10 protein-coding genes are annotated in these 14,827 nt (G+C 44.6%); 5 read left to right on the top strand and 5 right to left on the bottom strand.

All coding sequences use genetic code 11. The annotated features are described in order from the left end of the window. Window position 1 precedes the first annotated feature (1 nt). Both gltB and ppnP read right to left on the bottom strand, forming a co-directional pair. Window positions 2-4,519 (bottom strand): glutamate synthase large subunit, encoded by a 4,518-nt coding sequence (gltB, locus tag HYN43_RS13600; RefSeq protein ID WP_119409864.1) that lies wholly within the window; start codon window positions 4,517-4,519, stop codon window positions 2-4. Between the two features lie 654 nt (window positions 4,520-5,173). Next, the gene (ppnP, locus tag HYN43_RS13595; RefSeq protein WP_119409863.1) at window positions 5,174-5,455 is read right to left on the bottom strand and encodes a pyrimidine/purine nucleoside phosphorylase; all 282 of its coding nucleotides are present in this window, start codon (window positions 5,453-5,455) and stop codon (window positions 5,174-5,176) included. Window positions 5,456-5,621: 166 nt separating this feature from the next. On the opposite strand from ppnP, the gene HYN43_RS13590 reads away from it, so the two are divergent. Further along, window positions 5,622-6,191 (top strand): DUF6252 family protein, encoded by a 570-nt coding sequence (locus tag HYN43_RS13590; RefSeq protein ID WP_162996462.1) that lies wholly within the window; start codon window positions 5,622-5,624, stop codon window positions 6,189-6,191. 75 nt (window positions 6,192-6,266) lie between these two features. Here the strand turns inward: HYN43_RS13590 and HYN43_RS30335 are convergent, their stop codons facing one another. Continuing rightward, entirely contained in the window at window positions 6,267-6,683 is a 417-nt protein-coding gene (locus HYN43_RS30335; RefSeq protein ID WP_162996461.1) for a hypothetical protein, read from the bottom strand. 336 nt (window positions 6,684-7,019) lie between these two features. On the opposite strand from HYN43_RS30335, the gene HYN43_RS13580 reads away from it, so the two are divergent. Next, window positions 7,020-7,445 (top strand): hypothetical protein, encoded by a 426-nt coding sequence (locus tag HYN43_RS13580; protein ID WP_119409860.1) that lies wholly within the window; start codon window positions 7,020-7,022, stop codon window positions 7,443-7,445. A 54-nt stretch (window positions 7,446-7,499) separates the two neighbouring features. Continuing rightward, window positions 7,500-8,051 (top strand): sugar O-acetyltransferase, encoded by a 552-nt coding sequence (locus HYN43_RS13575; protein ID WP_119409859.1) that lies wholly within the window; start codon window positions 7,500-7,502, stop codon window positions 8,049-8,051. A gap of 185 nt (window positions 8,052-8,236) precedes the next feature. Here HYN43_RS13575 and HYN43_RS13565 read toward each other — a convergent pair whose 3' ends face one another. Together HYN43_RS13565 and HYN43_RS13560 are read right to left on the bottom strand one after the other, a co-directional pair. Continuing rightward, window positions 8,237-9,019 (bottom strand): DUF817 domain-containing protein, encoded by a 783-nt coding sequence (locus tag HYN43_RS13565; RefSeq protein ID WP_119409857.1) that lies wholly within the window; start codon window positions 9,017-9,019, stop codon window positions 8,237-8,239. A 3-nt stretch (window positions 9,020-9,022) separates the two neighbouring features. Next, window positions 9,023-9,793: an oxygenase MpaB family protein gene (locus HYN43_RS13560; RefSeq protein WP_119409856.1), complete on the bottom strand. Its 771-nt coding sequence runs from the start codon at window positions 9,791-9,793 to the stop codon at window positions 9,023-9,025. Window positions 9,794-10,159: 366 nt separating this feature from the next. On the opposite strand from HYN43_RS13560, the gene HYN43_RS13555 reads away from it, so the two are divergent. Together HYN43_RS13555 and mutS are read left to right on the top strand one after the other, a co-directional pair. After that, a complete protein-coding gene (locus HYN43_RS13555; protein WP_245447267.1) occupies window positions 10,160-12,019 on the top strand; it encodes an LTA synthase family protein in 1,860 nt (619 codons plus the stop codon). Window positions 12,020-12,139: 120 nt separating this feature from the next. Further along, on the top strand, window positions 12,140-14,749 hold the full coding sequence (gene mutS, locus HYN43_RS13550) for a DNA mismatch repair protein MutS (RefSeq protein WP_119409854.1): 2,610 nt from the start codon (window positions 12,140-12,142) through the stop codon (window positions 14,747-14,749). The last annotated feature ends 78 nt before the right edge of the window (window positions 14,750-14,827 follow it).

Raw genomic sequence — 14,827 nt, 5'->3', positions numbered from 1 at the left:
CTTAGCCTATAGTTTGATATTGTAATTTCTCTAATACTTTTTTATACTCTTTCGGGAATACTTTCACAAACCGGGTTGAAGCCTCATTCCAGTTGTTCAATATTTTTTGCGCCAGCTTGCTGCCGGTTAGGGTGATGTGCTTACGCAGCAGGGTCAGAATTTCTTCTTCGTCCTTAGTGTTTAGCGGGTCAAGATCAACCATTTCGGTATTGCAGTTGTCTGCAAAAGTACCTTCAGGATTGTAAACCCATGCCAAACCACCGCTCATACCTGCCGCGAAGTTGCGACCAGTTGCACCCAGGATCAGCGCGCGGCCACCGGTCATGTACTCGCAACCGTGGTCGCCAATACCTTCAACAACCGTAGTAGCGCCCGAGTTACGTACCGCGAAACGCTCGCCGGCCATACCGCCTACAAACAACTCGCCCGATGTAGCACCGTAAAGGGCTACGTTACCGATGATGATGTTTTCTTCCGGCGTGAAAGTGGCGTTAGCGGCAGGATAAACTGCAATCTGCGCGCCTGAAAGGCCTTTGCCTACGTAATCGTTAGCTTCGCCTTCCAGCTCAAAAGAAACACCTTTGGTAGTAAATGCGCCGAAGCTTTGACCTGCCGAACCTTTAAATTTAAAGTTGATGGTATTATCAGGTAAACCAGCCGAACCGTAAACTTTCGAGATCTCGTTTGATAACATGGTACCGATGGTACGGTCAACGTTAATTACATCGAAAGAAGCGAATACCGGGGTTTTATCTTCTAAAGCAGGTTTTGCAGCTTCAACCAGTTTCCAGTCGAGGATGTTAGCCATGCCATGATCCTGAGCTTCGCTGTTGTAAAGCGTCATGCCTTTGGTGTTGGTAACCGGGTGTAGGATGCCGCTCAAGTCGATCTTTTTGGCTTTCCAGCTTTGCAGGTTATCTTTTACTTTCAGGAATTGTACGCGGCCAACCATTTCATGAATGGTACGGAAGCCAAGCTCGGCCATAATTTCGCGCAACTCTTCGGCCATAAAGCGGAACAGGTTCACGATATGCTCCGGTTTACCAGAGAAAAGTTTACGCAATTCAGGATCTTGAGTTGCAACACCTACCGGGCAGGTATTCAAATGGCATTTACGCATCATGATACAGCCGCCTGCAACAAGGGCAGCGGTAGCTACGCCCCATTCTTCGGCACCCATCAAGGCTGCGATAGCCAAATCCCTGCCGGTTTTCAACTGACCATCAGTTTGCAATACCACGCGGCTGCGCAGCTTGTTACGAACCAGTGTTTGGTGTGCTTCAGTCAAACCAAGCTCCCAAGGTAAGCCTGCATGTTTGATCGAGCTGATTGGCGATGCACCTGTACCACCGTCGTAGCCGGCAATCAGGATCACATCGGCGTGTGCTTTGGCAACACCGGCAGCGATAGTGCCTACACCTGCTTTTGATACCAGTTTAACGTTGATACGGGCAGCGCGGTTGGCATTCTTAAGATCGAAGATAAGCTGTGCCAAATCTTCGATAGAATAAATATCGTGGTGCGGCGGAGGCGAGATCAAACCTACACCCGGTGTTGAGTGACGGGTTTTAGCGATCCAGTCGTCAACCTTGTGGCCCGGCAGCTGACCGCCTTCGCCTGGTTTAGCACCTTGTGCCATTTTAATCTGTAACTCATCGGCATTAGTAAGGTAGTTTGAAGTTACACCGAAACGGCCAGATGCTACCTGTTTGATAGCCGAGCGCAATGAATCGCCGTTGGGCAATTTGTCATAACGCATTTCGTCTTCACCGCCCTCGCCGGTATTACTTTTACCGCCTATGCGGTTCATGGCAATAGCCATAGTACTGTGCGCCTCGTGCGAGATAGAACCGAATGACATCGCACCTGTAGCGAAGCGCTTCATGATGTTTTCTGCCGGTTCAACCTCATCAATGCTGATAGCTTCGCGGTGGTGGGCAAAATCAAGCAGGCCACGGATGGTGTAGTGCTTTTCGGTTTGCTCGTTAACCGCTTTAGCATAGTTTTTATATACCTCGTAGCTGTTGCTGCGGGTAGCATGTTGCAACAGGTGTACAGTGGTAGGGTTAAATAGGTGGGCTTCGCCGCGGCGTTTCCACTGGTAAATACCACCTTCAGGTAACAGGTTATCGGCACCTTTAGCCTCAAAGCCCATTTTGTGTTTGCAAAGGGCTTCGCGGGCGATCTCATCTAAACCTAAACCACCAATACGGGTAACCGCGCCGTGGAAGTATTTGTCAACAACAGTTTTGTTTAAACCGAGGATCTCGAATACCTGCGCGCCATGGTATGACTGCAAGGTAGAAATACCCATTTTAGAGAAGATCTTTAACAAGCCATCGTTAATTGATTTAACGTAGTTGCTTTGCAGCTTCTTAAGTTCGTAGCTGGTTTCAAGGCTGCCATTGTTTTTCAGCGTTTCGATAGTTGAAAGCGCTAAGTAAGGGTTGATAGCAGTTGCACCGAAGGCCAGCAAGCAGGCAAAGTGGTGAACTTCCCAGGCATCGCCGGTTTCAACAACTAAACCTACCGAACCACGGCGACCTTTACGGATCAGGTGGTGGTGTACTGCAGATGTAGCCAGCAGGGTAGGGATAGGGGCATGCTCCGAATCAACCGCGCGATCTGAAAGGATCAATACCTCGAAGCCGTCGTCAACAGCATCCTCGGCGTAGCGGCAAAGGCGGGCAAGGCCTTTCTCTAACGAACCTGGCAGGCCATCAGCCTTAAAGTATGTTTGCAGCGTTTTAGCGTGGAACAGGCCGGTATCGATACTGCGCAGTTTTTCTAACTGGTGGTTTTTCAATATCGGGTGTTTCAGCACAACGCAATGGCAATGCATTTTATCTTCGTCCAACAGGTTGCCGTTGTTACCTATAAAGGTAGCAAGGCTCATCACCAAACGCTCACGGATCGGGTCGATAGGAGGGTTGGTTACCTGGGCGAAGAATTGTTTAAAGTAGCTTGACAGGTGCTGAGGTTTATCCGAAAGGATAGCCAAAGGCACGTCGGTACCCATCGAACCAACAGGTTCTTTGCCATCCAATGCCATCGGTTTTATGATGGTATCGATATCCTCTCGGCTGTAACCAAATACCTGCTGGTAACGGTAAACCGAAGCTTCAGATAAGCTGGCGAAAGCTAAACGAGGTTCAGAAAGCTCGCTCAGGTTAATTTTATAGTTCTCTAACCAACGGCCGTATGGCTGTTGTGAAGCAACTTGTTGTTTAATTTCCTCGTCGGTAATGATGCGGCCTTTTTCGGTATCGATCAATAACATTTTACCTGGCTGTAAACGGCCTTTACGTAAAACGGTGCTTTCGTCGATAGTTAAAGTACCGGCTTCTGATGCAGCGATAACGCGGCCATCACTGGTGATCACAAAACGCAACGGACGTAAGCCGTTACGGTCAAGCAGTGCGCCTACCAGTTTACCATCGGTAAAGGTGATGGCAGCCGGACCGTCCCATGGCTCCATTAAAGTAGCGTGGAACTCGTAGAACGCTTTTTTAAGCGGATCCATAGCCTCGTTACCATCCCATGCCTCAGGCACCAGCATCATCATTACGTGTGGTAATGAACGGCCGGAGTGCAATAACACCTCGATAATGTTATCCAAACAAGCCGAATCCGACTGGTTGTTATCAATAACCGGCAGCAACATATCCATCTCTTCGGCGGTGAAGTATGATGAAGCGTATGATTTCAGGCCGGCATAAAACCAGTTTAAGTTACCTGTTAAGGTATTGATCTCGCCGTTGTGAGCGATCATGCGGAACGGCTGCGCCAGTTTCCACGATGGGAAAGTATTGGTTGAGAAACGCGAGTGGATCATGGCAAAGCCTGATGCGATACGCGGATCAGAAAGGTCTGAATAATATTTACGTAACTGGTAGGTAGTAAGCTGGCCTTTGTAAATGATTGTTTTACAGCTTAATGATGTAAAATAAAAGTTTTCAGAAGCACCGGCTACAGTTTCGGTAATGGTTTTGTTGATATACCTGCGCAACACGAATAGCTTACGCTCAAAATCTTCGGCGTTTGTAATATGATGCGGACGGGCAATATAAATTTGCTCAACATCTGGCTCGGCCTGGCGCGCTGTTTCACCGATAACTGATGAATCAACAACCAGTTTACGCTCGCCTAATTTATGTAAGCCTAATTTTTCAATAGCATTATTAATAATGGTACGGCAGGCCTTCTTCTGGGCCGAATCCTTCGGTAAGAAAATCATACCTACGCCATACTCGCCCGGTTCGGGCAGGCTGATCTCGAGGTTTGAGCATTCTTCCATTAAAAACTCATGGGGCAGTTGTATCAATATACCTGCACCGTCCCCGCTTTCGGGGTCGCATCCGCACGCACCACGGTGTTCCATGTTTTCGAGCATGGTTAGCGCGTTGTCAATGATCTGGTTGGTTTTATGACCGTCTATATTGGCAATAAATCCCGTTCCGCACGAATCGTGTTCAAATTCCGGTCTGTAAAGACCCTGGTGGCTATCAGTTTGATCCATTGTTTAAATTAAACCGTTTATAATTTTATAAGGGGTGTAACCACGAAGTTACCAAAACTCAAATAAATTATAAAATTTACGGTAATTTTTAAAGATTTCTAAAAAATCAATTATTTAAATCATAATTATTTAACATTCTCTCAATAAAAAGAAGTAAATATTATGATGTACAAAATGAAAGTACGGAAAAATTTATTTAGAATCAATATAAAGTTATACCAAACTTGTGCAATACATTTATTAAAGCTGCCGTTTTAGCTATAACCAAATAAAATTTTGTGGCGTTTTCCTATGTAATTAGTAGGGATTGGGGGAGGAGTTCATGGTTGATGGTTCATGGATCATAGCCGGAAGTTGGATTATTTGAGGAAGGAGAGATATAGGCCTCTTGGAAAATAGAAATGCACCAGAGGTGCAAAAGCTTTGTAGATAATAATGTAGCGAATTTTTCTGTGTGCCAGAGGTACACAACGCCGGTAGAAAGGTAAATAGCAAGATTTTTTGTCTGAACTCGAATTTATAGAATTAAGGAATTAACAGAATGCTGAGTAAATTCTATAAATTCTAATAATTCCCCCAAATTCGAGTTCAGAAAAAAAGAAAAATCCAACAAATCCCCAAAATCAACCCAAATCACGGTTCAGACAAAATAGTCTACCTATAAACACACAGATACGAACTCTGCACGCTGGTTTTTACTTTGAAAGATGTATTGGCTTCAACTTCAAATACTTGCCCGTTAGTATAAGTTTTCCATTCGCTTGCGCCAGGTAATAACGCTTCCAGCGCACCTTCAATAACCGTCATGGTTTCATGGCTTGAGGTGCCAAATTCGTATTCGCCGGGTTCAATAACACCTATGGTTGAGCGACCCTGCGGAGTGGTGTAGGCCAGCGATTTAACTGCACCTTCAAAGTATTCGTTTACGTTTATCATGTTTAAAAATTTGCCGCCTAATATGGGTAAATAAAATGATTTGTATTATACTTGGCGCTTAAACTATCATAAGTACGCAAAACCACGAATGTTAAAATATGTGAAAAAAGTAATTTCAGTTGTAATTATTACTTCTTAAACATCGTTATTTGCATAAAATTTATATATGAGGAAAATTCAACTATTGATGCTGTTCGTTTTATCAGCTATAATATTCCAGGGCTGTAAAAAGGACGTTGTTACTTCTGCTTCTGTTACCTCCGATCAAATACTTGCTGCCACTATAAACGGTACTTCATGGATTCCTGATGATGTTACTGCTACCATAAATTATGATGCCGGTGCCAAAACCAAAACTTTTAGCGTGGTTGGTACAGCCGATCTTAAGCGCGTTAGGTGGACGATTACGCTGGCCGATGCCGCCAGTGCTACTGATGTCAATACTTTTCCGCTTGCTACTTATCGTGTTGATGCTACCAATAAGTTAAGAATGGCTTATCTTACATCGGCCGATGGTACTGTTTACAATCAGGTGGGCACCGTAGATGCGGGTTTAGGCACAGTTATTATCACGGCTATTGACCCTACAAAAAATGTAATTACCGGAACTTACAACCTTACTGCCAAAAAAGTAAACTATAACCCCGATGGTACTATTGCATCAATAGAAACATCACAAGTTCAGGGTGGTTCATTTACTAATCTGCCTTACACGTTTACACACGTGAGTAACTAACGTTTAATAAAAGAATAACAACAAGCCCCGGATTGCATTGCAATCTGGGGCTTATTGTTTATAACCTGTACGTTATTAGTGAGTAGGGCCGGTCGGCATCGTCGGGCTCGAAGGGTTTGGCTGCGGGCTCGGACTTGGCGTGGTTGGCGTTGGCATATTAGGCTGCGGGTTAGGATTTGGTGTGCTTGGCTGCGGCACCGGGTTAGGGGTGTTTGGCGTTGGCGTAGGGCTTGGCGCAGGCGTAGGTGCCGGCGGAACAGGGGTTGGCGTAGGCACCGGCATAGGTACCCTTGTTGGATCTGTTGGTGTTGGATTATTGGGTTTGGTTTCCTGTTTTTTCGGTTTCTTTTTCTTTACCGTATCCGTATCGGCAACCATAGCAGTTTTTTTGATAATAGAAGTATTTATAGTGGTATGATGAACTCCTGCAAATGATAATGAGCCGGCTATAGACAGGGCAACAGCAGCGGCCGCGATTCTTAGATTTTTCATAATTATTTCTTTTAGTTTATGAAAGATTAACTATTAGTATGACAATAGCTCCATTTAATAGTTTTCGATAATTTGATTTTGAGCTGAAACCGGGGGCAAGCTAAAAGCCGAAGGCCGAAAGCAAAAAGCAGAGGAGTTCGAAGAAAGCTTTAAGCCTTCGGCTTTCAGCTTATAAAGTAAAAAGATTTTGAAAAAGCTTTAAGCGTTCGGCTTTCAGCTTTCAGCACACAATGAGGGTTGAGTTGCGGGGAAGGAAAAGTTTTAAACTTTAAATTGGTATCACAATTATGTTTGACCAGGATTAAAAGTTCGACCAGCTTTTTGTTCCGCACCTAAATGAAAATAGTTACATTTAAATACAGTAAATCCCTATGGGTTTTTGGCATTGTTGTGCCATCGTTCATGACCGTTTTTTGTGTGCTACGCCTCAAAAAAGATAACTGGCCCGAAATACTACCCATTATAACGGCACTCGTTTTTGTAATAATAAGCTTTTGCAAACGCTGTTTCACTTATGATTTGCGCGATAAAATTGCCCTGCAACTTGATGATGAAAAACTAACATCATTTATAGATGGAAAGGTGATTTACTGGCATGATGTTACCGGCATCAGCTATCAAAGAATAAGATGGGGTATCCGGATTTGTTTTAAGGTTAACCGACACGATATTTTTGAAGAAACCGTTTGTATTGCCACCACGCATATAGAGGGTAACGACTTTGTAATTTATAATGCCATCAACCAGTTTATAAAACTGTAAATGCTTTATTGACGGTTATACATTACCTTTATAACAAACCAACCCTTTGCCCTGATGACCGAACTTGAAAAAATGATAGCCGGCCAGCTTTACAATGCCGGCGATACCGAACTGGTTGCCGAACGTTCAAAAGCCCGGGCCTTATTTGTTGAGTACAACGCAGCAGGATATGATGATAAAGAAACTAAAACAGCGATTTTAAAACAGCTGCTTGGTTGTTTTAAAGGCAATATAGATATTCAATCTCCTTTTTACTGCGATTATGGGTTTAACATTACCGCCGGCGAAAACCTGTTCATGAATTTTAATTGCATTGTGCTTGATTGTGCTAAAGTTACTTTTGGCGATAATGTTTTCCTTGCACCCAACGTGCAACTATACACAGCTTATCATCCTGTAATAGCTGCCGAACGGATTAAAGGACCCGAGTATGCAGCGCCGATCACTATCGGCAACAATGTGTGGCTGGGCGGTGGGGTAATTGTTTGTCCGGGTGTTACTATTGGCGATAACACTACCATTGGGGCCGGCAGCGTTGTAACCAAAGATGTCCCGGCAAATGTTTTAGCCGCCGGTAATCCCTGCCGGGTGATCAGGGCGTTATGATTTCGGATTTCGGATTTTCGATTTCGGATTTTTTTGGCGGGTTACACCGATTGATTTTTGATTGCGCCGATTTTTATCGGGGGATAGATTGTTTTATGATTTCAAAAATTACTTTGAGATTTAAGATTCCGGTTTTTATGCAAATGGCAGGAAATGCTTTGCATCTTCACCGCTCACAATAATAATCAGGCTGGTAAGATAGATGGAACTGTTTGTTTTTTTAAAAGTTTTAATTCGGCTACTATAATAAAACTAACAATTACCAAAAAAGCCCAGGAACTTATTTTTTGATAGTTGACCATAGCCCAGGTATGATGCTGATAGGCGTATTTCCAGGCACCCAGCCTGGTGGCTATGTTCTCGGCCAGCCAAATGAAAAAGCCAATCAGTATAAAGGCAATTATAGCAGGCATGCGGTAAGCAGTGCCTTGCAGGTAATAAATGACAACCGACCGCCTAAAAAAATATAAGATTAATACACCGACGGCATAGCGTACATCCATTATAAAATGATTGGTGAAAAAATTAACATAGATAAGTGCGCCAATGGTACGGGTAATAATGTGAGAGGGCCAATTCACTATTTGCAGGTTAAGCCGGCGCCAGGCCTGGCACATAAAGCTGGCTACGCTGGCATACATAAAACCGCTGTAAAGCGGCACACCGCCAACTTTAAAATATGCAAATTCGGGGTAGACCCATGATCCGTAATGCACTTTAAACAGTTCCATTAAAAGGCCAAGCAGATGAAAAACACAAATTACCAGCACTTCATCTTTGGTTTCAATACCGGTATAATATAGCGCAGCTTGGATAAGTAAACAGGTCATCAGCATAAAATCGTACCGGGGCAGGATGCCTGCAAACAGATGCGACAAACCAAGCATTACAAACACCAAAACCGGAAACAGGCACGAAAGTGCCAACTGGTAAACAAAAGTGCCTGAATGGTTAATGATGGTTTTCATAATTTAATTGATAATTAACGCTGTATCCATTTGCCGGATGCGGGTTTTGTATTGAACAGGCAGCAATGCATCCCTGAAAAGCCTGCCAGGTTTAAGGTGCTTAACAGCCTTGTATACTTTTAAAACAGGCCGCAACCAGGCAAGCCTGCCAATGGGTAATTGGCGGCTTACCTGTTCAGGAACGGTTAATAACTGCGCCTGTTTAAGAATGAGGTAACGGATTGGGCCGAGGTGTTTTCGATACTGTCGATATAAATCGGTTGTAAACTCACTTTTTACCAGGTTTTGCTCAAGATGTGTTTGGCGCATTTGCAGGTATTGGAGATAATCTGCCGGCAGATTTTTTAATTGCATGCGTTGCCCTATGCGGTTAAATACATCAAACACCTCTTTTTTTTCGCGGCCGGTAAGAGGGACTTCCAGTAATTCGTACGAACGGATGGAGAGATCAATAAGGAGGAACAACACATCGCGGTATGCCCAATCCGGTATTTGCGATCCCCGGGCACTTTCTACTCCATGGTGTATGGCTGTTATTCTGTCGATGGCTTTTAAAGCGGCTTCATGCTCCGAAAAAAGGATCTGGCGCGAGTAATCAACAGTGCTGAACAGGCGGCCTAATGGGTCGGCAGGGAGTTTGCCGGTGAAGTAGAGCCAGTCTACCGCCTTGTTTAAAGCAAACTCGGCAGCAGCGCCTGCAAATATAAAAAGTACTGTATCTGCTTTGCCCCAGATACGGCGTACTATGGAATGTTTATCTACGAAATATGTCATTGTAAAAGTACTTTGCATCTCAAAGTTAAATCATTTGATTTTAATTTCCAAGAAAATAGTATGCCGATGTATGATTATGCCGGGAACTGTATAATAGGGGCAATTCGCAACTGATATTAGCTTAAAGCCATGATGGATGGTTTTTGTAATCGATATGTCATTAATTAAATGTTGATTTTGCATTAAATAATTGTTATTTAAATTTTTCTACATTCGCTCCTCAATAGGTAAACAGGGCAAGACCTTCCTGCCTGGTCCGGGTCCGGTACAACCGGTAGCATTTGATTTTTAATGGGAGCTAAATGGAGATTAGCCGAGTATAAAGTGCTTTTATACAGGCTGTTTTTAGGATATTTGTTTTATTTTATGGCAAGGGTATTATTCTTTGCCTTTAACACGCATCTTTTTGCGGTTGATGGTTTTTGGGCGCTGCTTAAGTTGTGCTATTACGGTATGGCTTTTGATACCACGGCCCTGCTGTATACCAACAGTTTGTTTATATTGCTCAGCGTATTACCATTAAAGGTAAATACCCGGCCAGGCTTTCAAAAGGGGATGGCTGTTTTATACTTCATCACCAACCTGCTTTGTTATGCCACCAATTTTGTAGATATCATTTACTACCGCTTCAGCCAGGTACGATCAACCAAAGCTACACTTGATGTGCTGGCCGACGAGAATAATAAAAAGCTGCTGTTTACCCATTTTTCTGAAGCATATTGGTATGTGGTGGCATTGTTTATCATTTGTTCGGTTTGCTGGGTTTGGTTATATAAACGGGTAAAATTAAAACCACAGCCGGTAACCGATAATAAGGTGTATTTTTTATCATCGGTGGTGTCGTTTTTTGTTATCCTTACGTTGGTTATTGGCGGCATCCGTGGCGATTTTGAGCACAGCACCAGGCCCATCAATATGGTTGATGCCTATAAGCACATCACCATCCCCAACCAGGGCGATATTGTGCTGAATACCCCTTTTGCAATTTTCCGTACGCTGGGTACTAATAACTATAAATTGCAGCACTGGGTTGATGATGCCTATATCAGTACCAATGTAAAGCCTATAAAACAATATAGCAGCCAGCCAGTCGCAAAACCCAATGTGGTGATCATTATATTAGAGAGTATGGCCCGCGAATATTGGGGCAGCATGAACCGGGATGTAGCTATTCCGGGCTTTAAATCGTATACGCCGTTTCTGGATTCTTTATCAAACAGTAGTTTGATATTTACCAATGCCTATGCTACAGGCAGGCAATCTATCCACGCTATGTCCTCGGTATTGGCGGGGATTCCGTCTTTTCAAAACGCGTTCACTTCATCGCCTTATGCCAAGCAAAACATCCAGTCGATAGTATCGGTTTGTAATGATATGGGGTACCAAACTTCATTTTTTCACGGTGCGGCCAATGGTTCGATGGGATTTCAGGGTTTTGGGAGCATTTTGGGCTATAAGCATTATTATGGGCGTACAGAGTACAATAATGATCGTGATTTTGACGGCATCTGGGGGATTTGGGACGAACAATTCTTTCAGTTTATGGGGCGTAATTTAACGCAACAAAAGCAGCCTTTTATGGCTACGCTATTCACCCTTTCATCGCATGATCCATATCAGCTTCCCGAAAAATATAAAGCAAGGTTTACCGGCGGGCCGCTGGCTATTGATAAATGTGTGCAGTATACCGATAATGCGTTAAGGGAGTTTTTTAACTATGCCAAAACGCAATCCTGGTATAGCAACACCATTTTTGTGATCACTGCCGATCATACCAGCCAAACCTACTACCCTGAATACAGCAAACAGGTTAACCGCTTTGCCGTACCTATATTATTTTACAGCGCCAACCCCGCCTACAACTTAAAAGGCATCCGCACCGACCTGGCATCACAAATGGATATTTACCCAACCCTGGCCGATTTAACCGGCTATCACAAACCCTTCCGCTCATGGGGGAGGAGTTTAGTGAGCAGCCTGCCCAATGAGCAGCCCAAACTCATTAACTCCACAGGTAATATTTACCAGTTTATGCAGGGCAATTACACTTACCTGTTTGATGGAAAAAACTTTACCGGGATTTTTGGGGTAGAGGATAAAGGTTTGGATAAAAACCTGATGCCGGGCGGATTAAATCCCGAAATGCAAAAGGGCATGCAGGATTGTAAGGCCTTGATACAGGATTATGTGGATAGGATTGTGAATGGGAAGATGGTGGCGAGGTAGTTTAACGATAGGTGGCCGTCCCGGCATATCACTTATTCCACATCACCCCAAATTTTCCACATTACCCTAAAACCCCTGCCAATGCATTAACTTAGCCGATTAATTAAAAGGATAAACCGCTTGGCTAAAGATACTACCAAAGAAACCCCTTTAATGCAGCAATACAATGCTATAAAGGTAAAGTACCCCGGTGCTTTGCTGCTGTTTAGGGTGGGCGATTTTTACGAAACATTTGGCGAAGACGCCGTAAAGGCTGCCGGTATTTTAGGCATTGTACTTACCCGCCGGGCCAACGGTGCCGCAACGCATATTGAGTTGGCCGGTTTTCCGCACCACTCGCTGGATACCTATCTGCCCAAACTGGTGAGGGCCGGGCAGCGCGTGGCCATCTGCGATCAGCTTGAAGATCCCAAAACCACCAAAACTATCGTTAAACGCGGCGTAACCGAACTGGTTACCCCCGGCGTTGCTACTAACGATAATATCCTGCATCAAAAAAGCAATAACTACCTTGCTTCGCTGCATTTTGAAAAAAACAGTATCGGTATTGCGCTCATAGATATCTCAACCGGCGAGTTCATGACTGCCCAGGGCAACAGCGATTATATTGATAAGCTGCTGCAAAGTTTTTCGCCCAGCGAGGTGATTTACCCCAAAAGCCGCACCCGCGATTTTAAGGATACCTACGGCGACCGCTTTTATACCTACGCCCTGGACGAGTGGCCTTACAGCGGCGATTATGCCAACGAAACCCTGCTTAAACACTTCGGTGTAAAATCGCTTAAAGGTTTCGGCATTGATAAACTGAACTTAGGTATTATAGCTGCCGGCGTAGCTATCCATTATCTTAACGAAACCGAGCACCGCAACCTTGGCCATATTTCGGCTATCAGCAGGATTGAGGAAGACCGGTATTTGTGGCTCGACAGGTTTAGCATCCGTAACCTGGAGCTGGTAGGTTCGGCCAACGAAAACGCCATGACCCTGGTTGATGTGCTTGATCATACCTGCTCGCCCATGGGAGCCCGTTTGCTGCGCCGCTGGATAGTGATGCCGCTTAAACAGATCAAGGCTATTAATGATCGTTTAGGCGTGGTTGAGTACCTGATAGGCAACGAAGAACTGCGCGAAGAACTGTTGCAATTCCTTCGGCAAATAGGCGACTTAGAAAGGCTCATCTCCAAAATCGGCCTGCAAAAAGCCAACCCGCGCGAGGTTTGCCAGCTTAAAAAGGCGCTAACCGCCATAGCACAGATTAAACGCATAGCCGAAAACTCGGAAAGCGCACCATTGCGTGCCATTGGCGAGCAGCTAAACCCCTGCACGCTGATCTGCGAAAAAATTGAACGTGAACTAAACCCCGAGCCGCCGGTGATGCTGGTAAAAGGTTCGGTAATGAATGAGGGGATTAATGACGAGCTGGACAGGCTGCGTAAAATTGCTTTCGGCGGAAAAGGCTACCTGCTGGAGATCCAGAAACGTGAGGCCGAGCTTACCGGCATTCCATCGCTCAAAGTATCATTTAATAATGTGTTTGGCTATTACCTTGAGGTAACCCATGCCCATCGTGATAAGGTACCAACCGAGTGGATCCGCAAGCAAACGCTGGTAAATGCCGAGCGTTACATCACCCCCGAACTCAAAGAATACGAAGAGCAGATTTTAGGTGCTGAAGAAAAGATCCTCGCCCTCGAAACGCAGCTTTATAACGATTTACTGTACTCGCTTGCAGAGTATATCAAACCTATCCAGCTTAACGCCCAGCTGATTGCCCGTTTGGATGTGCTGCTTAACTTTGCCAGCATCTCTATAAAAAACTATTATGTTAAGCCGGAGATAAACGAAAGTAAGGTACTGGATATTAAAGGTGGCCGCCACCCGGTTATCGAAAAAAATCTGCCGATAGGCGAAGAGTACATTACCAACAGCGTTTACCTTGATTCGGAAACGCAACAGATCATCATCATTACCGGTCCTAACATGGCGGGTAAATCGGCTTTGTTAAGGCAAACCGGTTTAATTGTGCTGATGGCCCAGATGGGCTGCTTTGTACCGGCCAGGGAAGCTACCATCGGTTTGGTTGATAAGATTTTTACAAGGGTAGGGGCTTCGGATAATCTTTCATCAGGCGAATCGACCTTTATGGTGGAGATGAACGAAACGGCCAGCATCCTCAACAACCTGTCCGACAGGAGCCTGATCCTGCTGGATGAAATTGGCAGGGGTACTTCAACTTATGATGGCATTTCCATCGCCTGGTCTATCGCCGAGTATCTGCATAATCATCCAACAGCAAGGGCTAAAACGCTGTTCGCCACGCATTATCATGAGCTTAACGAATTAAGCAATTCATTCAACCGTATCAAAAACTTTAATGTATCGGTTAAAGAAGTTGGCCAGCAAATTATTTTCCTGCGTAAACTGGTACCCGGCGGCAGCGAGCACAGTTTCGGGATCCACGTGGCTAAACTGGCCGGTATGCCATCCAAGGTATTGAGCCGCGCCAACGAGATCCTGAAAAAACTTGAAAACGAGCGCACCGGCGGCGAGCATATTAAGGAGAGTATCCGCAAGGTGCAAAAACAGGCTGTACAGATGCAGATGTTTTCGATTGATGATCCGGTATTGGTAAAAATCCGCGATACGCTGAACAATCTTGATGTAAATACTTTAACCCCCGTTGAGGCTTTAATGAAGTTGGATGAGATCCAAAGGGTGGTGAAGAGTTGACCGTTGAATTTTTTGATTACGCTGATTTCGTTGATTTCTGGCAGGTTTATCATAACAAAAAACGGGACCAATACTGGT

Source organism: Mucilaginibacter celer (genome assembly GCF_003576455.2).
GTDB classification, from domain to species: domain Bacteria; phylum Bacteroidota; class Bacteroidia; order Sphingobacteriales; family Sphingobacteriaceae; genus Mucilaginibacter; species Mucilaginibacter celer.
Note: the sequence above shows the minus strand (reverse complement) of the source record. Positions and strands in the feature narration are given on the sequence as shown.